Source organism: Dermacoccus sp. Tok2021, from assembly GCF_019895135.1.
In the GTDB taxonomy this organism is placed as follows: Bacteria; Actinomycetota; Actinomycetes; order Actinomycetales; family Dermatophilaceae; genus Dermacoccus; species Dermacoccus abyssi.
The window spans coordinates 77,833-100,471 of the sequence record NZ_JAGTHU010000008.1; the positions used below are offsets into that span (position 1 = coordinate 77,833).

Here is a 22,639-nt window from a genome sequence, read left to right on the forward strand (position 1 = left end):
CATGAACACCCTCGATCGTCCCTCGCGACGCGCCGTTCTCGCGGCCGCTGTGGGGGCACCCTTCGTCTTGCCCGCCCTCACCGCGTGCGGCGCCGCTGAGGCGTCCCCGCACAGGCTTCGCCTCGGCTACTTCGCCAACGTGACGCACGGTGTGGCCGTGGCCGGCATGGCTCGGGGCACGTTCGCTGAGCGTCTGCCCGGTGTGCGTCTTGAGCCACAGATCTTTCCGAGCGGACCCTCGGCCGTTCAGGCGATGCTCGCCGGCGCGCTGGACGTCGCCTACCTCGGACCCAACCCGGCGATCACCGCGTGGGTGCGGACGAAGGGTCAGGGCGTGCGGCTCGTGGCCGGTGGTGCCTCAGGAGGCGCCGCGCTCGTGGCACGCAAGGGCATCGAGAGCGTCGAAGGCCTGCGCGGTCGTCGGGTCTCGACGCCGCAGCTCGGCGGCACTCAGGACGTTGCGCTCAAGACGCTGTTGCGGGAGAAGGGCATCTCCACCGGTTCCGGCAAGGACGCGGTCGAGGTGCTGTGGATGGCCAACAGCCAGACTCTCGACCAGTTCAAGCAGAACCGCCTCGATGCGTCGTACCAGGCCGAACCGTGGGTGTCGCGGCTCGTCGAGGAAGCGGGGGCGCACGTTCTCGTGGACGAGCGCACCCGGTGGCCGGGCGGGCGCTTCGCCACGACCTGCGTCGTCGTGTCCGAGGACTACCGCCGCCGCTGCCCCGAGCAGGTGGAGGCGCTGCTCGGCGCGCATGTCGACACGGTGCGATGGATCCGGGCGCACCGCGACGAGGCATCGACCCTGCTCAACTCCGAGATCGAGCGAATCGCCGGGAAGAAGCTCAAGCCCACCGTGATCGAACGCGCCATGAGGAGCGTCGAGTTCGGCTGGGATCCGATGCTCACCAACGTCGCCGAGGTGGCCGAGCACACCTGGGCCACGGGCGGTATCGAGGTGAAACCGAATCTGCACGGCATCGCGGATCTCGCGCCGCTCAACCGAGCGCTCGCCGCACGCAGTCTCGAGCGCGCCGACGACGGCGGTTACGGCGCACGAGGAAAGGCCTGACATGACCGACACCCGACCACAGCTGCGCCGACCCGAGCCGACGAGCCCGGGGGAGCACGACGTGCGCCCGGCCGTCTCACTGCGCGCGCTGCGCAAGGTCTTCGGCCACGGCGAGGACGCCGTCGAAGCCATCGGTGGCATCGACCTCGACGTCGCGCCGGGTGAGTTCGTCTCCGTCCTCGGAGCCTCCGGCTGTGGCAAGTCGACCCTCCTGTCGATCGTTGCGGGACTTGAACCCGCCACATCCGGAGTCGTGGAGGTCGACGGACCGCAGCCCGCGCTCATGTTCCAGGAGAGCGCACTGTTCCCGTGGCTCACGGCACGCGAGAACGTCGAGGCCCCGATGCGCTTCGGGGGAGTGGCGGCTCCAGAGCGCCGCGCACGAGCCGAAGAACTGCTCGAGACGGTACGCCTCGCCGGTGCCGGCGGCCGTCGCGTGCACGAGCTGTCCGGTGGTCAGCGCCAGCGCGTCGCGATGGCGAGGGCTCTGGCCCAGAACGCGCGGGTGCTGCTCATGGACGAACCGTTCGCGGCGCTCGACGCCATGACCCGTGACCTCCTGCACGGCGAGCTCACCGAGGTGTGGCAGCGCGAGCGGATGGCTGTCGTCTTCGTCACTCACAACGTGCGTGAGGCCGTGCGCCTCGGCCAGCGTGTCGTCCTGCTCTCCTCGCGCCCCGGCCGCGTGGCGCGGACGTGGGACGTCGACCTGCCGCACCCGCGCATCATCGAGGACTCGGGCGTGGGTGACCTCTCCCGGGAGATCACCGCCCGCCTGCGAGAGGAGATCAGCCGCCATGCCCACGCCTGATTCGAGCCGTAGCTACGCGGAGGACCCGTTCGAGGTCGATGCGCACCGACACCGTTCCGTCGTGCGCGCCACGCCGGCGATCAGCGACGCCGACGTGACCTCGGGCCTCGACCGTCTCGAGGTCCAGGCGCGACCCAAGCGTCGCCGCGTCGACCTCACGTCCGTCCTCGCGCCGCTCGGCGCGCTGGCCCTCGTCGCCCTCGGGTGGCAGTGCCTCGTCTGGTTGCAGGTGAAGCCGACGTGGGCCCTGCCGCCGCTGGGCGACATTGCTGCCGCGCTGTGGCGCTCGCTCACCTCGGGCGACGCGCTCTCGGCGATCTGGGTGAGCCTTCGCCGCGGGGTGATCGGGTTCCTCGTCGCCGTCGTGTTGGGCAGCGCGCTCGGCCTGCTCGTGGGGCGTCACCGGTTGGCGCGCAAGGCCTTCCGGCCCCTGCTGGCCGCCATCCAGTCCCTGCCGTCGGTGGCGTGGGTGCCGTTCGCGGTCATGATGTTCTACCTCACGGACACGACGATCTACGCCGTCATTCTGCTGTCCGCGGTGCCGTCGATCGCGATGGGCCTCATCGGCGGCCTCGACCAAGTGCCACCGCTGCTCGAACGGGCCGGCCGGACGCTCGGTGCGTCGCGCACGCAGCTGGTACGTCACGTCCTGCTTCCCGCCGCGATGCCGACCTACCTCGCCGGTATCAAGCAGGGGTGGGCCTTCGCGTGGCGTTCCCTCATGGCCGCCGAACTCATCGTCTCCTCGCCCGAACTGGGCTTCGGTCTCGGCTCGATGCTCAGCCAGGGACAGGCGAACTCCGACATGCCGACGGTCGTCGCCGCGATCGCTCTCGTCCTTGTTGTCGGTCTGGCCGTGGAATTGCTGCTCTTCAGCCCGATCGAGCGCAGCTTGCTGCGTCGCCGCGGCCTCACCGCGGGCGGGCTGTGACCTCAGGCAGAGCCGACCCACCCCAAAGGCGCGTGTCCCGTGGGGGTCAGGTTCGGTAAGGTGGACGCGCGCGGGCCGAGTGCTCGCGCATTTCGCACCCTCGCTCGGGTGCGTGACGACAACTCCAGGAGGTCCGGTGGCAGGCGCGGAACGAACGATCATCGAAACCCTCGCACCCAAGCTCGAACCCCTGGGAATACTCGTCGAGGACGTCACCGTCGTGCCCGCGGGCAAGCGTCGCCTCGTGCGCATCCTCCTCGACCGCATCGTGGCGATGGACACGGCCACGACGGAGCCGGTTGCTCCCGTCACGCTCGACGAGGTCGCCGAAGCCACCCGCGTCGTCAGCGACGAGCTCGACGCCACGAACGTCATGGGCGAGCAGCCCTACGTTCTGGAGGTCAGCTCCCCGGGAACCGACCGCCCGCTCACCGAACCCCGTCACTTCGCCCGCAACGTCGGGCGACTCGTGGCGATCACCCTCGACGACGGCTCGAAGATCGCCGGACGCCTCACGTCCGCCGATGCCACCGAGATCGTCGTCACCCCCGAGCAGGGCGGCACGAAGGCCGGCGGCCACGCCTCGGCCGAGCCGACCCGACTCGAGTACCCAACGATCACCAGCGCCAAGGTGCAGGTGGAATTCACGCACGGTGGCGACACCGACGGCGTGGGAGAGGACGTCTGATGGACATCGACATGGCAGCACTGCGCGCCCTGGAGCGGGAGCGCGAGATCCCCATGGACGTCATCGTCCCGGCGATCGAGCAGGCCCTCCTGCTCGCGTACCAGAAGGAGGAGGGCGCCTACCGCCGCTCCCGCGTCGAGCTCGACCGCAAGAGCGGACACGTCGTCGTCTGGGCGCGCGAGGACGGGCAGAAGCAGGAGGACGGCACCTGGAGCGAGCCGGGCCCCGAGTTCGACGACACCCCGAAGAACTTCGGCCGCGTCGCCGCGAGCACGGCGCGCCAGGTCATCGTGCAGCGCATGCGCGACGTCGAGGACGAGGCCATCCTCGGTGACTTCGTCGGCAAGGAAGGCGACATCGTCGCCGGCACGATCCAGCAGAGCAACGACTCGCGGTTCGTCAAGGTCGACTTCGGCACGATCGAAGGCATCCTCCCGGCCGCCGAGCAGGTGCCGGGTGAGGTCTACCGCCACGGCGAGCGCATTCGCTGCTATGTCGTCTCCGTGCGACGCGGTCCGAAGGGCCCGCAGATCTCCCTCTCGCGTACCCACCCGAACCTCGTGCGCAAGCTCTTCGCGATGGAGGTGCCCGAGATCGCCGACGGCACCGTCGAGATCGCGGCCCTCGCCCGCGAGGCCGGACACCGCACGAAGATCGCCGTGCACGCGACGCAGCCCGGCGTCAACGCCAAGGGCTCCTGCATCGGGCCCATGGGTCAGCGCGTGCGCGCCGTCATGTCGGAGCTGCAGGGCGAGAAGATCGACATCGTCGACTTCTCCCGCCAGCCCGAGGAGTTCATCGCGGCTGCACTCTCGCCGTCGCGCGTGGAGTCCGTGGAGGTGACGGACCCGAAGGCGCGCGCTGCGCGCGTCATCGTGCCCGACTTCCAGCTCAGCCTCGCCATCGGCAAGGAGGGCCAGAACGCTCGCCTCGCGGCCAAGCTGACCGGCTGGCGCATCGACATCCGTCCGGACACGGCCGTGGGCGCTCCGGTGGTTGCCGACGAGCGCTGATCCGGGCCGGAAATCCTCCGGGAGCGAGGGCACCCGGGGGATTTCGCGTTTTCCCGCCCCGGGCGCGAACAGGTAGGCTAGGGGCGAACGGTGACAGACAGAAGGTTGGCGACGTGATCAACGTGACCGACACGGATGTCGAGCTCTCCCGGAAGTCCGAACCGCAGCGCACCTGCATCGGATGCCGGGGCAAGGGCGGCCGTTCCGTTTTGCTGCGCATCGTGTGCGATGAGAATGCCGTCCTGGTACTCGACTCGCGCAAGGCGATGCCGGGCAGGGGAGCGTGGCTCCACGCCGACGAGACGTGCCTTTCCCAGGCCACGACCCGCCGCGCTTGGGGACGGGCACTTCGCCTGCGATCGGCGGTTTCCACCGACGCGCTGGCGGAACAGGTGGAACGGGAGATTCGTTCCACGTCGTACGACGACGAAAACACCGGAAGGACCCGCAGGGGGACTTCCACGACAGTGACCGAAAGCGGGTTTGACGCTATGAGCACCCGATGAGTTCTCAGCGATGAGCACCCTCAACTGACGGTCTGCCGGGCTCGAAGCCTTGGCGGTCCGTCGAAAACCGACAGGAGAAACGTGGCCAAGGTTCGAGTCCACGAGCTCGCCAAAGAGCTCGGAGTCGAAAGCAAGGAACTCCTTGCGCATCTCAAGGCGCAAGGCGAGTTCGTGAAGTCCGCAAGTTCCACGATCGAGGCGCCCGTGGTGCGCAAGATCAAGGAGAACCCGCCGAAGCCGACGAAGGCAGGCGGCGAGTCCGCGGACGACAAGTCCAGCGCGCCCGCGAAGAAGGCAACGCCGTCCGCGGCGAAGCCGGGCGCCCCCAAGCCGGGCCCGAAGGCACCGGCATCCAAGCCTGCGCCGAAGGCCGAGACCCCGGCTCCCACGCCGTCGCCGGAGCCCAAGCGCGAGGCCCAGGCTCCCAAGCCCGCCGAGGCGAAGCCCGCGACGCCGAAGTCGGAGGCTGCAACGCCGGCGCCGGCACCCAAGGTTCCCGGTGCGAAGCCCGGCCCTGCAGCGCCGAAGCCGGCTCCGACCGCGCCCGCTCGCAACGAGCGTCCCGGTGCCGGCCGTCCCGGCCCGCGCCCCGGTGCTCCGCGTCCGGGTAACAACCCGTTCAGCTCGAGCCAGGGCATGGGCCGCAGCGAGCGTCCGCAGGGCGATCGTCGTGGCGGCGGCCGCGAAGGCGGCTCCCCGCGTCCGGGCAACAACCCGTTCGCGCCCAGCCAGGGCATGCCGCGTCCCGGCAACCGTGGTCAGGGTCAGGGCGGTCCGCGTCCGGCCGGTCCGGGCGGTCCCCGTCCCGCTGGTGCGGGCGGTCCGCGTCCGGCCGGTGCAGGTGGCCCCCGTCCCGCGGGTGGCTCCGGCGCACCGCGCCCGAACCCGGGCATGATGCCGTCGCAGGCTGCCGTTCCGCGTCCGGGCGAACGCCCGGCCCGCGGTGGTGGCGCAGGTCGCCCCGGTGGCGGCGGCCGTCCCGGCGGCTTCGCCGGTCGTCCCGGCGGTGGCGGTCGTGGCCCCGGTGGTCGCGGCGGCACCCAGGGTGCCTTCGGTCGCGGCGGCAGCAAGGTCCGCGGTCGTAAGTCGAAGCGCGCGAAGCGTCAAGAGTTCGAGCAGATGCAGGCTCCGTCGATCGGCGGCGTCAGCGTCCCGCGCGGCAACGGTTCGACCGTCATCCAGGTGCGCCGCGGTGCGTCCCTGACGGACTTCGCCGACAAGATCGACGCGAACCCGGCGAGCCTCGTCACCGTGCTGTTCCACCTCGGTGAGATGGCCACGGCGACGCAGTCGCTCGACGAGGACACGTTCCAGCTGCTCGGTGCCGAGCTCGGCTACGACATCCGTGTCGTCTCGCCGGAGGACGAGGAGAAGGAACTCTTCTCCCAGTTCAACATTGACCTCGAGGCAGAGGCCGAGGGCGAGGACGACGAGATGCTCGAGCAGCGTCCCCCGGTCGTCACCGTCATGGGTCACGTCGACCACGGTAAGACGCGCCTGCTCGACGCCATCCGCAACGCGGACGTCGGCAAGGGCGAGGCCGGTGGCATCACGCAGCACATCGGTGCCTACCAGGTCCACAAGGAGCACGAGGGCGTCGACCGTCCCATCACCTTCATCGACACCCCCGGTCACGAGGCATTCACCGCCATGCGTGCCCGTGGTGCGAAGGTCACGGACATCGCCATCCTCGTGGTCGCGGCCGACGACGGCGTCATGCCGCAGACGATCGAGGCGCTCAACCACGCCCAGGCGGCCGACGTTCCGATCGTCGTGGCGGTCAACAAGATCGACGCCGACGGCGCGAATCCGGCCAAGGTGCGTCAGCAGCTGACCGAGTACAACCTCATCGCCGAGGAGTACGGCGGCGAGACGATGTTCGTCGACGTGTCGGCCAAGCAGGGGCAGAACATCGACAGCCTCCTCGAGGCCGTCCTGCTCACCGCCGACGCCGCGCTCGACCTGCGCGCCAACCCGGACAAGGACGCCCGCGGTGTCGCGATCGAGGCCAACCTCGACCGTGGTCGCGGTGCCGTCGCAACGGTTCTCGTGCAGTCCGGTACGTTGCGCGTCGGTGACGCCATCGTCACCGGCCAGGCCTACGGACGCGTTCGCGCCATGCTCGACGAGCACGGCGAGAACGTTCAGGAAGCCGGCCCGAGCCGTCCCGTGCTCGTCACGGGTCTGGCCTCCGTGCCGCGCGCCGGTGACACGTTCATCGTGGCCCCGGACGACCGCACGGCCCGTCAGATCGCCGAGAAGCGTGAAGCGGCAGACCGGCAGGCCTCGCTCGCCAAGGCTCGCAAGCGCATCAGCCTCGAGGACCTCAACGAGCAGCTCGCTGCCGGCAAGGTCGAAACCCTCAATCTCATCCTCAAGGGTGACGTGTCGGGTTCGGTCGAAGCACTCGAGGACGCGCTGCTGCAGATCGACGTCGGCGACGACGTGGACCTGCGGATCATCGACCGTGGTGTCGGCGCGATCACGATGAACAACATCAACCTCGCTGTCGCCTCCAACGCCATCATCGTCGGATTCAACGTTCGCGCCGAAGGCCAGAACGCCGAATACGCCGAGAAGGAAGGCGTCGAGATCCGCTACTACTCGGTCATCTACCAGGCGATCGACGAGATCGAGCAGGCCCTCAAGGGCATGCTCAAGCCGGAGTACGAGGAGCACGAGCTCGGTTCCGCCGAGATCCGCGAGATCTTCCGATCGTCCAAGTTCGGCAACATCGCCGGATCCATGGTGCGCAGTGGTGAGATCAAGCGCGGCTCCAAGGCACGCATCACGCGTGACGGCGTCGTCATCACCGAAAGCCTCGAGATCGCCGGTCTGCGTCGCTTCAAGGACGACGTCACCGAGGTCCGCGAAGGCTTCGAGTGCGGTATCAACCTGGGCTCGCACAACGACGTCCAGGTCGGAGACCTCATCACGACGTACGAAATGCGGGAGAAGCCGAGGGACTAGCCGCTCCCTTGGGCCGTCTTCCGGTCTGAATCCCTCGCAAGCTCGGGATTCAGCCTCGGTGCGACAGCCCTTCGGGCCGCATCACAAGCGAAAGCCCTCACCACCCCTCGCAAGCTCGGGGTCGTGAGGGCTTTCGCTTGCTCTGCGGAGTCCGCTTCCAGCGTGGTTCGGTCATGGGGAGTGTTGGGCTTTCCGCATGTGGGCTTCTAAAGTCGCATCTCCGTTCGATGGTGGCCGCGTTCCGCACTCTCGACTTGGAGATCTGAGCTCCCGCAGCCTGGACCTTCGTCGCCTGGCTGGAACGCCGCTGATTCGGGGGAGGGGTTGTCACTGCGGCACACTGGAGCCCGTGAATTCCGAGAACGCCGCCGACGAGACCCAGCCCGAGCTTCGCTCATCGCTCGACACCGCGCCCGACGGGCGCCTCCTGCTTCTCGCACCCTCGTCGAACCGCGTTTACGCCGGAGACGCCGCGCGCCTCAACGCCGCGGAGATCACGGTCATGGCCGACGCTTTGGACCTGGACGCCCGCGTACGACCCGTCACCGTCGCCGGAGTCGATTACCTCAACATCGAAGGCGACGACGACCTGCTCACCCGCGTCGTGAGCGAGGCCAGCGGCGCCTTCGCCCTCTTCGGTTCGGCCGACGGGCTGCTGCGTCCGACGGCCCTCGAACGTCGTCGCCCCTACAGCGACGACCTCGTCACGATCCAGAAGTACCAGGGCAAGACGAACGAGCAGTTCACCCACCTGCTGCTCAACGTCACCACTGCGCTCGCAAAGCGCCCGCAGGCGCTGCTCGACGGCTCCCTCCACGTGCTCGACCCCATGTGCGGTCGCGGCACCACCCTCAACACCTGCCTCCTGCGCGGTATCGACGTCACCGGCGTCGACCTCGACAAGAAGGACTTCGAGGCCTACCAGGCGTTCATCACGACGTGGCTTCGCTCCCACCGCCTCAAGCACGAGATCGATGCCAGCCAGGTGCGCCGCGAAGGCCAGACGCTCGGGCGTGCGCTCGAACTCGAGACCGCACCGACGAAGGAAGACTGGAAGGCCGGACGCACCCAACAGGTCACCTACCTCAACGTCGACACCACCAGGCTCGGGCGTGTCATGCGCAGGACGAGCGTCGACGTCGTCGTCGCCGACACGCCCTACGGCGTCCAGCACGGCTCCCACGGCGACAAGCTGGACCGTTCCCCGGTGCAGCTCCTCGAGCGAGCGCTGCCGTCCTGGCACGACACCCTGCGCACGGGCGGCACGGTCGGCCTCGCCTACAACCGCCACGTCGTGAAGCCCGGCGAACTCGCCGACGTGCTCGACGCGCATGGTTTCTCGGTCGTCCACGGCCAAGGCGCGCCTGCCGCCGGCCTCGATGAGGACGCGTTCCGTCACCGCGTCGACGCCTCGATCGACCGCGACATCGTGGTCGCCCGCAAGGGCTGACGCACGCCGGGGCGACGGCGTGCGCGACAGCCCGCCGCGCCACGGCTGTTGCCCGGCGAAACGCCGGAGCAGGCAGCTGCCACACACGCGAAAACCACGGTGCTCACGCGCCGACACATCACATAGGGTTGGGGCGAAAACGTCGCCCGGCTCAAGGAGGATCCCATGGCCGACCAGGCTCGCGCCCGCAAGGTCGCTGACCGCATCAAGTCGCTCGTCGCCGAGTTCGTCGAGTTCCGTCTCAAGGACGAGCGGGTGGGCTTCCTCACGATCACCGACGTGCGTGTCACGGGCGACCTGCAGAACGCCTCGGTGTTCTACACCGTCTTCGGCTCGGACGCCGAGCGCGCCGCCACCGCCGAGGCGCTCGCCGACAACCGCGGTCGCATCCGCAGCCACGTCGGCAAGGGTCTCGGCATCCGCCTCACGCCGACGATCGAGTTCTTCCCCGACGCCCTGCCCGAGGGCGCCGCTCACCTCGAGGACGCGCTCGCCAAGGCGCGCGCCCGCGACGAGGAACTCGCGCGGTCCTCGCAGGGGGCTGCGTTCGCCGGCGAGGCCGACCCGTACAAGAAGCCCGAGGCCGCGGACGAGCAGTGAACGACGCGCGACCGCAGACACCCGACGGCATCCTCGTCGTCGACAAACCGGCCGGATGGACGTCGCACGACGTCGTCGGCCGGATGCGACGCCTCGCGAACACGCGCCGGGTCGGGCACGCCGGCACCCTCGACCCGATGGCGACCGGCGTGCTCGTCGTGGGCGTCAATCGCGCGACGAAGCTGCTCACCTTCCTCGTCGGCTGCGACAAGGAGTACACGGCCACGATCCGGCTCGGGCAGTCCACCGTCACCGACGACGCCGAAGGTGATGTCGTCGATGCGCCCGGTGCCACGCGCGAGGTCGTGACCGAGCAGGCCCTCAGCGTTGCTGTCGCCGAACTCACCGGCGACATCGACCAGGTGCCGAGCAGCGTGAGCGCCATCAAGGTCGACGGCAAGCGCTCCTACGCCCGGGTGCGTGGGGGAGAGGACGTCGAACTCGCCGCCCGCCCCGTCACGGTCGGCCGCTTCGATGTTCTCGAGGTGCGCGAAACGAGTGCCGATGGTGCCACGCGCGTCGTGGACGTCGATGTCGTCGTCGAGGTCTCCTCGGGCACGTATGTGCGTGCCCTCGCACGTGACCTCGGAGCCGCCCTCGGCGTGGGCGGCCACCTCACGGCCCTGCGCCGTACCCGCGTCGGCACCTTCACGCTCGACGCTGCCCGCACCCTCGACGACATCTCGACCGAGGTCGACGCCGGCCGGGCCCCGAGCGTCATCCCGATGGCGGATGCGGCCGCAGACGCCTTCGCCGTTCATCACGTCACCGAGGACGAGGAGCGGGCGCTGACCTTCGGCCAGCGCATCGCCTCGGCACCGGAGCGCGCCGAGACCGTGGCCGCCATCGCCCCCGACGGGCGCCTCGCGGCGATCCTCGACGAGAGCACCCCGAAGGCGAAATCCCGGGTCACCTTCCCGAAGTAATCCACCGGCCAGCCGGTTTCTGCGACGCCGTCGCAACAGTCGGTGCTCCGGGCGTACGATGCTCAGGTTTCGCACCGTCACCCGAGAGGCCACCGTGTCCAAGCTCCCCACCTGGTGGAAAGGCTTCAATGCCGCCGAGCGGCGTTCGATCCTGGGGATGACGGCTTTCGTCGCCCTCCTGCACGTGCTCGGCTGGGGTGTGATCGCGCTCATCGTGGCGCCCCAGAACCTCCATCTCGGCACCGACGGACGGGGCCAGGTCTTCGGCATCGGGCTCGGAATCACGGCCTACACGCTCGGGATGCGCCACGCCTTCGACGCCGACCACATCGCGGCCATCGACAACACGACACGCAAGCTCCTCAACGACGGGCGCGATCGCAAACCGGTGAGCGTGGGCTTCTGGTTCTCGCTCGGCCACTCGAGCGTCGTCTTCACGATGTGCCTCCTGCTCGCCCTCGGCGTCAAGGCCATCGCCGGACCGGTGGCCGACGACGATTCGAGCCTGCACCGGTGGCTCGGCATCTTCGGGCCCACCGTCTCCGGCAGCTTCCTGTGGCTCATCGGCATCCTCAACCTCGTGAGCCTCATCGGCATCGTGCGCGTCTGGCGTCGGGCCCGTCGTGGTCACCTCGACGAGGTCGCCCTCGAGGAACACCTCAACGGCCGTGGCTTCTTCGCGCGCTTCTTCCGCGGTGCGACGAAGTCGATCACCAAGCCGGCCCAGATGTACCCGCTCGGCTTCCTCTTCGGCCTCGGGTTCGACACGGCGACCGAGGTCTCGCTGCTCGTCCTCGCCGGCGGAGCGGCGGCCTTCGCCCTGCCCTGGTACGCCATCCTCACCCTGCCCGTCATCTTCGCCGCGGGCATGAGCCTGCTCGACGCCGCGGACGGCGTCTTCATGACGCGTGCTTACGACTGGGCCTTCGCCAAGCCGTTGCGGCGCCTGTACTACAACGTCACCGTCACCGGCCTCTCGGTCGTCGTCGCCCTCGTCATCGGCACGATCGAACTCGCCTCTGTCGTCAGCGACAAGTGGGGCATCACGAGCGGGCCGGTGGCGTGGCTCGGCGCGATCCCGCTCGACGAGGTCGGATACGTCATCGTCGGGCTCTTCGTCGTGACGTGGCTGCTCGCCGTGGCGGTGTGGCGCCTGGCACGTATCGATGAGCGCGAGCTCGGCGTCAACGGCTAAGGTGGGCGAGTGTTGCGCCTGAGTGATCCTTCCGACCTGCCGACCGATTTCGGTCCCACCGTCGTCACCCTGGGAAACTTCGACGGCGTCCACCAAGGGCACGCCGCGGTGATCGCCGAGCTCCACGAGCAGGCAGCCAAGCATGACGCCAAGACGGTTGCGGTGACGTTCGACCCGCACCCCCTCGCGGTCCTGCACCCCGACCGTGCGCCTGAGCTGCTCACGGGCCTCGAAGACCGTCTCTATCTGCTCGAACAGCGCGGCCTCGACGCCGTCGTCGTCATGCCGTTCACCCGCGAACTGGCCGCCGAAACGCCCCGCGAGTTCGTCGAGGGCACCTTCGTCGACGCGCTCGGCGCCCGCGCCGTCGTCGTCGGCAAGGACACCCGCTTCGGCATCAAGAACTCCGGTGACATCGACACCCTGCGCGAACTCGGCCAGGAGTTCGGCTTCGACGTCGTCGCGCTCGACGACGTCGGCCCGGGCGTCCGCTGGTCGTCGACGCAGGTGCGTGAGTTGCTCGCCGCGGGCAAGGTCGACGAGGCCGCCGACGTGCTCGGGCGTCACCACTGCGTCGTCGGCGAGGTCGTCAAGGGCTTCCAACGGGGCCGCGAGCTCGGTTTCCCGACCGCCAATCTCGCCCGTGACGCCGACGGCGTCGTACCCGCCGACGGCGTGTACGCCGGGTGGCTCGTGCGTCGTGAACTGCCGCAGGACCACCCCGAGTACCGGCTGCCGGCCGCGATCTCCGTGGGCACCAACCCGACCTTCGACATTCCGGAGCGAACGGTGGAGGCCTACGTTCTGGACCGCGACGACCTTGAGCTGTACGGCGAACGCGTCGCCATCGAGTTCGTCGGCCGCCTGCGCGGCAACGTAAAGTTCGACTCCATCGACGAACTCATCGAACAGATGCACGCCGACGTCGCCGCCTCACGCCCTGTCCTTGGCTGCTCGTGAACGACGCGGTCGGGGCTTGCGCGACCTCGCGCACCTCGACCTCGGCCTGCTCGTTGCCGCGGCGGGCCTGAGCCTCGTCGGCATCCTGCTCACATGGTCGGCAACGGCCACGACGAGCGGAAGCTCTTTTGCCGTCCGCGGAGCACTCAACGTCGCCGTCGGTATGGCTTTGGCGTTTGCCGTGTTGCGCCTCGACGCTCGCACGCTGCGGGCTGCCGTTCCGCTGGCCTACCTCGCCGGGGTTCTCGGACTCCTCGCCGTCCTCAGTCCACTGGGCAGCACGATCAACGGCTCGCGATCGTGGATCGAGCTGCCGGGTTTCTCCGTCCAACCCGCCGAGATTGCCAAGGTGGCTCTCGGCCTTGCCCTCGCGTCAGCGCTCGCCGACACCGATCAGGTGAGGGGCGCGCTCGCCCGGCGTGACGTCCGTGTCGGCCTCGGTCTCGCGGCCGTTCCGCTCGCGCTCATCATGGCGCAGCCGGACCTCGGCTCGGCGCTCGTCGTCACCGCGATGGCGGTTTCCGCGTTCGCAGTCGCGGGGCTTCGTGCGCGGGTCTTCGCCTGGCTGTTCGCCGCCGCCGTGGCCGTGGCGGTCCTCGCCTTCACGACGCCGTTGCTCGCTCAGTACCAACGCGACCGGCTCCTCGCGTTCTGGCGGCCCGAGGCCGACCCGTCGGGCATCGGTTATCAGGTCGCGCAGGTCAAGCTCGCCATCGGTTCGGGCGGCTGGTTCGGTCAGGGGCTGTTCGAGGGCCGCTCGACCCAGGGTGGATTCATCCCCTTCCAGTACACCGACTTCGTCTTCTCCGTCGCAGGGGAGGAGCTCGGCTTCGTCGGTGCGCTCGGCATCGTCGCCCTCGAGATGTTCGTCGTCGTGCGGACGCTCGTCATCGGCATCCGCTCGCGGGACGCCTTCGGCCGCATCCTGTGCGGAGCGATCGCGGGCTGGTTCCTCTTCCAGAGCGTCGAGAACATCGGGATGAACCTGGGGCTCATGCCCGTCACCGGTGTGCCGTTGCCGTTCGTGTCCTACGGCGGTTCGAGCATGTTCTCCTGTTGGATCGCGGTCGGGCTCGTCGGAAACGTCCATGCGGCATCGCGCCGTCGCATATCGTGAGGAAAACACGATGTGAACCCGCGGGTAACTGCCGGCGCCGAACCTCTGGAGGGCACACCATGGTCATGAACAAAGCTGACGAGACCTTCGATCGGAGCATCCTCGACAACCGGGCACGCTCCGTCGCTCACCTGTTCACGCAGCGTGTCGCGAAGACGCCGCACGAGGAGGGCTTCCGCTTCGCCAAGGACGGCGCCTGGAAGTCGATGACGTGGGCGCAGACCGACAAGGACGTGCGCGCGATCGCCGCCGGTCTCATCTCCCTGGGCATCGAAGGCCAGGAGCGTGTCGCCATTGCCTCGTCGACGCGCCTCGAGTGGGTGCTCGCCGACCTCGGCACCATGCTGGCCGGTGCCGCCACCACCACCGTCTACCCGACGTCGCAGCTCAAGGACGTCGTCCACATCCTCACCGACTCCGGCTCGCGCATCGTCTTCGCCGAGGACGCCGAGCAGGTCGACAAGCTGCGCCAGGGTCGTGACCAGATCGGTGAGATCGTCAAGGTCGTCACGTTCGACGGCGAGGGTGACGGCGACTGGGTCATCACCCTCGACGACCTGCAGAAGCTCGGTGAGGAACTGCTCGCCAAGGAGCCCAACGTCGTCGAGGAGCGCATGGAGGGCATCCAGCCCGAGCACCTCGCCACCCTCATCTACACGTCGGGAACGACCGGCCCGGCCAAGGGCGTGCGTCTGCCGCACTCCGCATGGGCGTACGAGGCGGCCGCCGTCGACTCGACCGGGCTGCTCAACTCCGACGACGTGCAGTACCTGTGGCTCCCGCTGGCCCACGTGTTCGGCAAGATGCTTCTGTGCCTGCCGATGCAGGTCGGCTTCCCGACGGTCGTCGACGGTCGCGTCGACAAGATCGTCGAGAACCTGCCCGAGACGAAGCCGACGTGGATGGGCGCTGCGCCGCGCATCTTCGAGAAGGTCTACGCCCGCATCAACGGCATGATGGAGGCCGACGGCGGCGTCAAGCTCAAGCTCTACAAGTGGTCGGTCGGTGTCGGCATGCAGGTGGCCGAGGCCCGCGCCCAGGGACACGAGCCGAGCGGCGCCCTTGCGGCGAAGTACAAGCTCGCGGACAAGCTCGTCCTCGCGAAGATCCGCGACCGCTTCGGTGGGCAGATCCGCTACTTCATCTCCGGTTCGGCGGCCCTCAACAAGGACGTCGCGCTGTGGTTCTCCGCCGTCGGCATGCCGGTGCTCGAGGGTTACGGCCTGTCGGAGTCGTCTGCTGCGGCCTCGGTCAACCGCCCCTACCTCGGCGCCAACCAGGCCGGCACCGTCGGATGGCCGCTGCCGGGCACCGAGTTCAAGCTGGGCGAGGACGACGAGCTTCTCGTCAAGGGCCCGGGCGTCATGCAGGGGTACTGGAACCTCGAGGAGGAGACGAGTCGCGTGCTCGTCGACGGCTGGTTCCACACCGGTGACATCGGTGCGATCGACGAGAGCGGCCACATCCGCATCACCGACCGCAAGAAGGACCTGTTCAAGACCTCGAACGGTAAGTACGTCTCGCCGGGTGCTATCGAGGCAATGTTCAAGGGCGTGTGCCCCTACGCCTCCAACCTCGTGGTCGAGGGTGACGGTCGCAAGTTCGTCTCCGCCCTCATCACGCTCGACGAGGAGGCCATCGCGGGCTGGGCCGAGAAGAACGGCATGGCCGGCAAGAGCTACCGCGACATCGTCACGAGCGACGCCTGCCGCGAGATGGTGCAGGGCTACGTCGACGAGATGAACCTGCAGCTCAACCGCTGGGAGCAGATCAAGCGCTTCATCATCCTGCCGCGCGACCTTTCCATCGAGGAGGGTGAGATCACGCCGAGCCTCAAGCTCAAGCGTCGCGTCGTCGTCGAGAAGTTCAAGGGCGATCTGGACGGCCTCTACACCGACTGATCAGCACCCTCAAGACGAACGACCCGGTCCGCATCGGACCGGGTCGTTCGTCTGTGTGAGGCGGCACACCTTCGGCTAATGTTAGAGCCGTCAGCTACGTTCGCCGCTTACATCGACCCGGGGTGGGTCCAGCGGCCGCAACTCCTCGATTGGAGGTTTTCCATGTCCGTCGACACGACCTTCCGAAACCGTGAGCACAAGGAGATCGTTGGGGAGCCCGAGGTCGTCGAAGACGGCGCTGTGGAGAACAGTGCGGCCTGGAAGCGCCTCAAGGAGGCCGCGCGCAGCATCGCGAGCGTGCAGGTCAAGGACGGTTCGATTCCGGATGCGGCCCACCACGAGCAGGCTCGCCAGGACGTCACCGTCCTCGTCGATGCCGTCGAGACGCTGCGCCCGCGTTTCGCTCACGACGACGCGTACCTGCGTGCGCTCGTCGTCGACTTCGAGCGCTGGCGTGACGGCGGCTTCGGGGTGCCGGACTTCCTCGACTCGCTCGTCGAGTTCCAGCCGCAGCAAAACCGCGTCGACGGGCTGCAGCACCTCGTCGTCTTCCCGATGTACACCCAGAACGGCTCGCCGAACCGTCACATGGAGGCCGTCCTGACCGAGGTCATCTGGCCCGGCTTCATCGAGGACCTCGAGCGCGCGTACACGAACCGACTCTTCGTCTCGCTGCGCTTCCTCGACTTCACCGACGGCTACGACACCAACTCGGCCGTGCTCTTCCCGGAGACGGTGGCCATGCGCGAGGCGCCCACGTTCACCTGGGGGGCGATCTTCCAGGACCGCGAGGCAGCGCGCTTCCGCACGGTGCTCAAGGCTGCCGCGGACGTGACGCGCCTCGAACTGCCGGAGGGCGCCGAGCGCCTGGCGCAGGACCAGGAGCTCACGGAGAAGACCTTCGTCATGTGGGATCTCATCCACGACCGCACCCACATGCGCGGTGACCTTCCGTTCGACCCGTTCATGATCAAGCAGCGCATGCCGTACTTCCTGTACTCCCTCGAGGAACTGCGCTGCGACCTCACGACCTACCGTGAGTCCGTCGCGCTGGAGAAGAAGCTCGCCGCTCGCCGTGACGAGGGCTTCGGCCTCTCCGACGATGAGCTGGAGATGCTCGACCACGCCGGACTCGTGCAGTACGCCGTGCTCTTCGACCGCATCTTCCGCTTCGCCATCACGGGGGACCGCACGCGCAACTACGACGGCCTCGGCGGGCAGCTGATCTTCGCGTGGCTGCACCAGAAGGGCGTCCTTCACTGGACCGACACGTCGCTCGCGTTCGACTGGGATGCCGTGCCGGCCGCCGTCGTCGAACTCGGTGACGCGATCGACGACCTCTACTGGCGTTCGATCGACCGTCCCAAGGTGACGCACTGGCTCGCCGCGTACGACCTCATTCGCGGCGTGCTCACGCCGCACCCGGCGTCCGCATGGGCCAAGGGTCTGCCGGACGAGGTGCTCGCCGGTCCGCCGAAGGGTTACACCGACACGGTGCTCGACGACGAGTTCCCGCTGTCGATGTTCTACGAGGCCTTCAACCGCAAGATGCAGCCGGTGATCCTCTCCACGAGCGGGATGACGGGCAAGGATGTCTGATCTGAATTCCCTGACGGTGCTCGTCGCGGGTGCCACGAGCACCAGCGGCGAGGTGATGGCGCGCGCCCTGGCCGGTGCCGGGGCGCGCGTTGTCGCCGTCGGTCGCAGTGATGACAAGCTCGCTGCGCTGCGCGAAGCCGTGCCGGGCACCGTGACGATCACCGCGGACCTCGCGAGCGAGGACGACGTCGCGAGCCTCACCGAGCGCGTGCACGCCGAGGTGGGCCCCATCGACGGACTCGTCCACCTCGTCGGTGGGTGGCGCGGCGGGGGAGGCCTCGCCGGTCAGAGTGAGGCCGACTACCGGTTCCTCGAGAACTCGTTCACCGCGTTGCGTTTCGTCTCCCGCGCTTTCGACGCCGACCTGCAGGCCTCGAGCCGGGGCCGGGTGGCCGTCGTGTCCAGCGCGGCGCTCAAGCGCCCGCTCGCCGGTGGTGCCAACTACGCCGCGGTCAAGGCCGCGACGGAAGCCTGGACGCGGGCCCTCGCACATGGATTCACCAAGGCAGCGCGTGACGAGGGACGTGACCTCTCCGGTGCCGCGGTGATCTACCGCGTCAAGGGGTTGGACGGTCTGGAAGAATCGCTCGCCGACGCCGTGGTCACCGACTTCGCGGGCGACGCGGCCGACGTGAACGACCAGATCATCCACCTCACCGGGAGTCAGGCGTGAAGACGGAGCACGACCTCAACGAGCGCGGTTTCGCCTCGGACAACTATGCCGGGGTGCACCCGGACGTCATGGCAGCCCTCGTGGCGGCGAACGGCGGACACCAGGTGGCCTACGGCGCCGACGTGTACACGGCGCGGCTACAGGAGGTCATGGCCCGTCACTTCGGTGACGACGTCGAGGCGTTCCCCGTCTTCAACGGCACCGGCGCGAACGTCGTCGGGTTGCAGGCCATGTTGCCGCGTTGGGGCGCGGTCATCGCTGCGACGACGGCGCACATCAACGTCGACGAGGGCGGTGCCCCGGAGCGCGTGGGCGGGTTCAAGATCCTCAACGTCGTGACGCCCGACGGGAAGCTGACGCCGGAGCTCGTCGACACCGAGGCATGGGGTTTCGGTGACGAGCACCGCGCGCAGCCCGGCGTCGTCTCGATCACGCAGTCGACCGAGCTGGGCACGCTCTACACGGTCAAGGAGATCAAGGCGCTCGCCGACCACGCCCACTCGCTCGGCCTCAAGCTGCACCTCGACGGCTCGCGGCTGTCGAACGCAGCGGCGTCCCTCGGCGTCAGTCTGCGCGAGATGACGACGGACGCCGGCGTCGACGTCCTCAGCCTCGGTGGCACCAAGAACGGTGCGATGCTCGCCGAAGCGGTCGTCGTCATCAACCCGGAGGCAGCCGAAGGCCTGCCGTACGTGCGCAAGTACACGATGCAGCTGTCGTCGAAGATGCGGTTCGTCGCCGCGCAGCTCATCGCCCTGTACGAGGGCGAGCTGTGGCTCGAGAACGCCCGTCACGCCAACGCGATGGCGCGTCGTCTGCGCGACGGCGTGGAGGCCGGTCTCGCGGACGGTTCCATCAAGGGTGTGGAGTTCACCCAGGACACGTACGTCAACGGCAACTTCGCGGTGCTGCCCGAAGGTGTGGCCGACGTCCTGCGCGAGAAGTTCCGGTTCTACGACTGGGACGCGGCGCGCCGCGAGGTGCGCTGGATGTGCTCGTTCGACACGAGCGAGACCGACGTGGACGCGTTCGTCGCCGCCATCGCTGAGGCAACCACCGGCTGACCGTCCGGCGGGCCGTCGCACTCACGCGACAGGCGCGCCCACGGCAACCTTTTGGGGTTGTCCGTGGGCGCACCTATTCTTGAAACATGCCTGGTGAGTCCCTCTTCCACGACCTTGAGCCCCTGCTGGAGCAGGTGAACAAGCCGATCCAGTACGTCGGCGGCGAGCTCAACGCCCAACTCAAGGACTGGAACTGCGGCGGCTACGGCCCCGAGGGTGAGGAGCTGACCACCCGCTGGGCGCTCATGTACCCCGATGCCTACGAGGTGGGCGTGCCCAACCAGGGCGTCATGATCCTCTACGAAGTGCTAAACGAGCGCGACGACGCTCTCGCCGAGCGCACGTACTCGATGTGGCCGGACATGGAAACGCTCATGCGCGAATCCGGCGTTCCGCAGTTCACCGTCGACGGTCACCGCAGCGTGCGCGACTTCGACGTGCTGGGTGTCTCGTTCTCCACCGAGCTCGGCTACACGAACCTGCTGACGGCGCTCGATCTCGCGGGTATCCCGATGCACGCGAACGAGCGGGGTCTCGACGACCCCATCGTCCTCGCGGGCGGGCACTCGGCCTTCAACCCCGAGCCCATCGCGGACTTCATCGATGCCGCCGTCGTCGGTGACGGCGAGGAGGCCGTCCTCCTCATCACCGACATCATCAAGGAGTGGAAGAGCAGCGGTAAGCCCGGCGGACGCCGTGGCCTCCTGCTCGAGCTCGCGCGTACCGGCAGTGTCTACGTGCCGTCGATGTACCAGGTCGACTACCTGCCCGACGGGCGCATCCAGCGCGTCGTCCTCACCGAGGAGGCGCAGGGCGTGCCGTGGCGCGTCTCGAAGCACACGGTGATGGACCTCGACGAGTGGCCGTACCCGAAGCAGCCGCTCGTACCGATGGCCGAGTCGGTGCACGAGCGCATGAGCGTCGAGATCTTCCGCGGCTGCACCCGCGGCTGTCGCTTCTGCCAGGCAGGCATGATCACCCGCCCGGTGCGCGAGCGCTCCATCACCGGTATCGGCGAGATGGTCGAGAACGGCCTGGCCGCAACCGGTTTCGAGGAGGTCGGCCTGCTGTCCCTCAGCTCCGCCGACCACACCGAAATCGGTGATCTCGCCAAGGGCCTGGCCGACCGTTATGAGGGCACCCAGACGGGTCTGTCCCTGCCCTCGACCCGCGTCGACGCGTTCAACATCGACCTCGCCAACGAGCTCACCCGCAACGGTCGACGCTCCGGCCTGACGTTCGCGCCCGAGGGCGGCAGCGAGCGCATCCGCAAGGTCATCAACAAGATGGTCTCCGAGGACGACCTCATCAACACGGTTGCAGCGGCCTACGGCGCCGGCTGGCGTCAGGTGAAGCTGTACTTCATGTGCGGGCTTCCCACCGAGACGGACGAGGACGTCCTGCAGATCGCCGACATGGCCAAGCGCGTCATCGAGACGGGCCGCCAGGTCTCGGGTCGCAAGGACATCCGCTGCACCGTCTCCATCGGTGGCTTCGTCCCGAAGCCGCACACGCCGTTCCAGTGGTGCGGTCAGCTCTCCGCGGAGGAGACCGACGAGCGCCTCAAGAAGCTCAAGGACGCCATCCGCTCCGACAAGAAGTTCGGTTCGAGCATCGGCATGCGCTACCACGACGGCAAGCCCGGCATCGTCGAGGGGCTGCTCAGCCGCGGTGACCGCCGCATCGGTTCGGTCATCGAGGCGGTCTGGCGTGACGGCGGCCGGTTCGACGGCTGGAGCGAACACTTCAGTTACGAGCGGTGGATGGAACAGGCCGCCCGCGTCTTCGCGGAGATGGACGACCCCATCGACGTCGACTGGTACACCACGCGCGAGCGCGGCGAACTCGAGGTGCTCCCGTGGGATCACCTCGACTCCGGCCTCGACAAGGAATGGCTCTGGCAGGACTGGCAGGACGCCCTCGACGAGGAAGAGGTCGACGACTGCCGCTGGACGCCGTGCTTCGACTGCGGCGTGTGCCCGCAGATGGACACCGACATCCAGATCGGCCCCACGGGCAAGACGTTGCTGCCACTCACCGTTCTCGGCTCGGGAGCCAAGAAGCTGGCGTCAGCCGAGCACTCGCACTGATGGCCACACGCTCCAGGGCGTCCCGGCGAGGACGCTCCGGACGCGCACGTCGAGCTCCGGCGAGCGTCAGGGGCCGTGACACCCGCGTCGACAGTCTGCGCGGACTCGTCCTCATCGCGATGTTCGTGGCGCACTGCGCTCCGAGCCCCGGGCCGCTGCGCCTGTTCAACCTGACGGAGTTCGCCACGGCGCCGCTGTTCGCTCTTCTCATCGGCATCGGCGCCGAACTGGGCGACCGAGGAAGCCGCGGGCTCCCGGCAGCGTTCGTGCGCGCCGGCATTCGCGCCGCTGTGCTGGTCGCTCTCGGTTTGTGGCTGGAGACGTGGGGAGCCCAGGTCGACATCGTCCTGCTCTACCTCGCGTTGCCGACCCTTCTGGCTCCGTTGCTCGCTCGACTTCCCGTGACGGCGCTTGCCGGTGTCGCGACGGCGCTGTGGGCTTCGACCCCCTACTTCATGGAGTCGTTCGGCTCGAAGGCGGCCGAGGCTGCCGTCCGGGGCGACCAGGTCGGTGCGCGTTTGTGGAATGTGGTCTTCACCGGCACCCACTATCGCCTGACGACGCTCCTCGTCTTCACGTGCATCGGCATCATCCTCTGGCGAGCGATGTCGTCGGTTCGCCTCAATTGGCACATCGCGGTAGCAGGCGCCTTCTCGCTCCTCCTGGCTGCAGGGCTGATGCTCGCCAAGGAGGCCGGCCGCATCGACTTCGAGCCCTACAGCGGCACGCACCTCGAGGTCGCCTTCTGCGCGCTGCTCGTCGTCGGTATCTCGGGCGTCTGGCTCGGGCTCGCTCCCGACCACGTCGACATCCCGCTGCTTTCCGTCGCGGGTGCCATGACGCTCAGCGTCTACGTTGTACAGATCGGCTACCTCGCCTGGTACGTACGCTCGTACGCACCAGGTCAGCCCGACGACAGCTGGGCGAACGTCGCGATCCTCACGGCTCTCGGACTTGTCCTTCCTCTCCTGTGGCGCTCGGCCGTTCCGCGCGAACCGCTCACGAAGGGCCCGATCGAAGGCCCGACGGCCGTGCTCACCCGCATCTTCCACTGACGGCCGAGGCGGCCCACC

At 68.4% G+C, this 22,639-nt stretch carries 19 protein-coding genes; all 19 read left to right on the forward strand.

Annotated features, from left to right (window positions below):
• Position 1: 1 nt before the first annotated feature.
• Entirely contained in the window at positions 2–1,072 is a 1,071-nt protein-coding gene (locus K9D12_RS06560; RefSeq protein ID WP_047312018.1) for an ABC transporter substrate-binding protein, read from the forward strand.
• A 1-nt stretch (position 1,073) separates the two neighbouring features.
• Positions 1,074–1,883 (forward strand): ABC transporter ATP-binding protein, encoded by an 810-nt coding sequence (locus K9D12_RS06565; protein WP_082128831.1) that lies wholly within the window; start codon positions 1,074–1,076, stop codon positions 1,881–1,883.
• A complete protein-coding gene (locus tag K9D12_RS06570; protein ID WP_156170327.1) occupies positions 1,870–2,814 on the forward strand; it encodes an ABC transporter permease in 945 nt (314 codons plus the stop codon). Before K9D12_RS06565 ends, K9D12_RS06570 begins: the two co-directional genes overlap by 14 nt.
• A 136-nt stretch (positions 2,815–2,950) precedes the next feature.
• On the forward strand, positions 2,951–3,502 hold the full coding sequence (gene rimP, locus K9D12_RS15070) for a ribosome maturation factor RimP (protein WP_370633465.1): 552 nt from the start codon (positions 2,951–2,953) through the stop codon (positions 3,500–3,502).
• Positions 3,502–4,515 (forward strand): transcription termination factor NusA, encoded by a 1,014-nt coding sequence (nusA, locus tag K9D12_RS06580; RefSeq protein ID WP_187034665.1) that lies wholly within the window; start codon positions 3,502–3,504, stop codon positions 4,513–4,515. Before rimP ends, nusA begins: the two co-directional genes overlap by 1 nt.
• A gap of 113 nt (positions 4,516–4,628) precedes the next feature.
• Positions 4,629–5,021 carry a YlxR family protein gene (locus K9D12_RS06585; RefSeq protein ID WP_052947049.1) on the forward strand — a complete coding sequence of 131 codons (393 nt, stop codon included), beginning with the start codon at positions 4,629–4,631 and terminating at the stop codon, positions 5,019–5,021.
• 81 nt (positions 5,022–5,102) lie between these two features.
• A complete protein-coding gene (gene infB / locus K9D12_RS06590; protein WP_223059732.1) occupies positions 5,103–7,991 on the forward strand; it encodes a translation initiation factor IF-2 in 2,889 nt (962 codons plus the stop codon).
• Between the two features lie 349 nt (positions 7,992–8,340).
• Entirely contained in the window at positions 8,341–9,441 is a 1,101-nt protein-coding gene (locus tag K9D12_RS14835) for an SAM-dependent methyltransferase (RefSeq protein WP_223059733.1), read from the forward strand.
• Between the two features lie 165 nt (positions 9,442–9,606).
• Positions 9,607–10,041 carry a 30S ribosome-binding factor RbfA gene (rbfA, locus tag K9D12_RS06600; RefSeq protein WP_047312022.1) on the forward strand — a complete coding sequence of 145 codons (435 nt, stop codon included), beginning with the start codon at positions 9,607–9,609 and terminating at the stop codon, positions 10,039–10,041.
• Positions 10,038–10,967 carry a tRNA pseudouridine(55) synthase TruB gene (truB, locus tag K9D12_RS06605; protein WP_370633466.1) on the forward strand — a complete coding sequence of 310 codons (930 nt, stop codon included), beginning with the start codon at positions 10,038–10,040 and terminating at the stop codon, positions 10,965–10,967. Before rbfA ends, truB begins: the two co-directional genes overlap by 4 nt.
• Before the next feature lie 94 nt (positions 10,968–11,061).
• On the forward strand, positions 11,062–12,162 hold the full coding sequence (locus tag K9D12_RS06610; RefSeq protein WP_223059734.1) for a HoxN/HupN/NixA family nickel/cobalt transporter: 1,101 nt from the start codon (positions 11,062–11,064) through the stop codon (positions 12,160–12,162).
• A gap of 9 nt (positions 12,163–12,171) precedes the next feature.
• On the forward strand, positions 12,172–13,122 hold the full coding sequence (locus K9D12_RS06615) for a bifunctional riboflavin kinase/FAD synthetase (RefSeq protein WP_193643123.1): 951 nt from the start codon (positions 12,172–12,174) through the stop codon (positions 13,120–13,122).
• Positions 13,123–13,138: 16 nt separating this feature from the next.
• Positions 13,139–14,239, forward strand: coding sequence for a rod shape-determining protein RodA (rodA, locus tag K9D12_RS06620; RefSeq protein WP_225911000.1), 1,101 nt, complete (start codon positions 13,139–13,141; stop codon positions 14,237–14,239).
• Between the two features lie 65 nt (positions 14,240–14,304).
• Entirely contained in the window at positions 14,305–16,140 is a 1,836-nt protein-coding gene (locus tag K9D12_RS06625) for a long-chain fatty acid--CoA ligase (RefSeq protein ID WP_370633467.1), read from the forward strand.
• A 162-nt stretch (positions 16,141–16,302) separates the two neighbouring features.
• The gene (locus K9D12_RS06630; protein WP_223059736.1) at positions 16,303–17,739 is read left to right on the forward strand and encodes a DUF6421 family protein; all 1,437 of its coding nucleotides are present in this window, start codon (positions 16,303–16,305) and stop codon (positions 17,737–17,739) included.
• Positions 17,732–18,412, forward strand: coding sequence for an SDR family oxidoreductase (locus K9D12_RS06635; protein WP_223059737.1), 681 nt, complete (start codon positions 17,732–17,734; stop codon positions 18,410–18,412). Before K9D12_RS06630 ends, K9D12_RS06635 begins: the two co-directional genes overlap by 8 nt.
• On the forward strand, positions 18,409–19,476 hold the full coding sequence (locus K9D12_RS06640) for a low specificity L-threonine aldolase (RefSeq protein WP_193643128.1): 1,068 nt from the start codon (positions 18,409–18,411) through the stop codon (positions 19,474–19,476). Before K9D12_RS06635 ends, K9D12_RS06640 begins: the two co-directional genes overlap by 4 nt.
• A gap of 86 nt (positions 19,477–19,562) precedes the next feature.
• Positions 19,563–21,566, forward strand: a complete 2,004-nt coding sequence (locus K9D12_RS06645; RefSeq protein WP_223059738.1) for a TIGR03960 family B12-binding radical SAM protein — start codon at positions 19,563–19,565, stop codon at positions 21,564–21,566.
• Positions 21,566–22,621, forward strand: coding sequence for a hypothetical protein (locus K9D12_RS06650; RefSeq protein ID WP_223059739.1), 1,056 nt, complete (start codon positions 21,566–21,568; stop codon positions 22,619–22,621). Before K9D12_RS06645 ends, K9D12_RS06650 begins: the two co-directional genes overlap by 1 nt.
• Positions 22,622–22,639 lie beyond the last annotated feature (18 nt).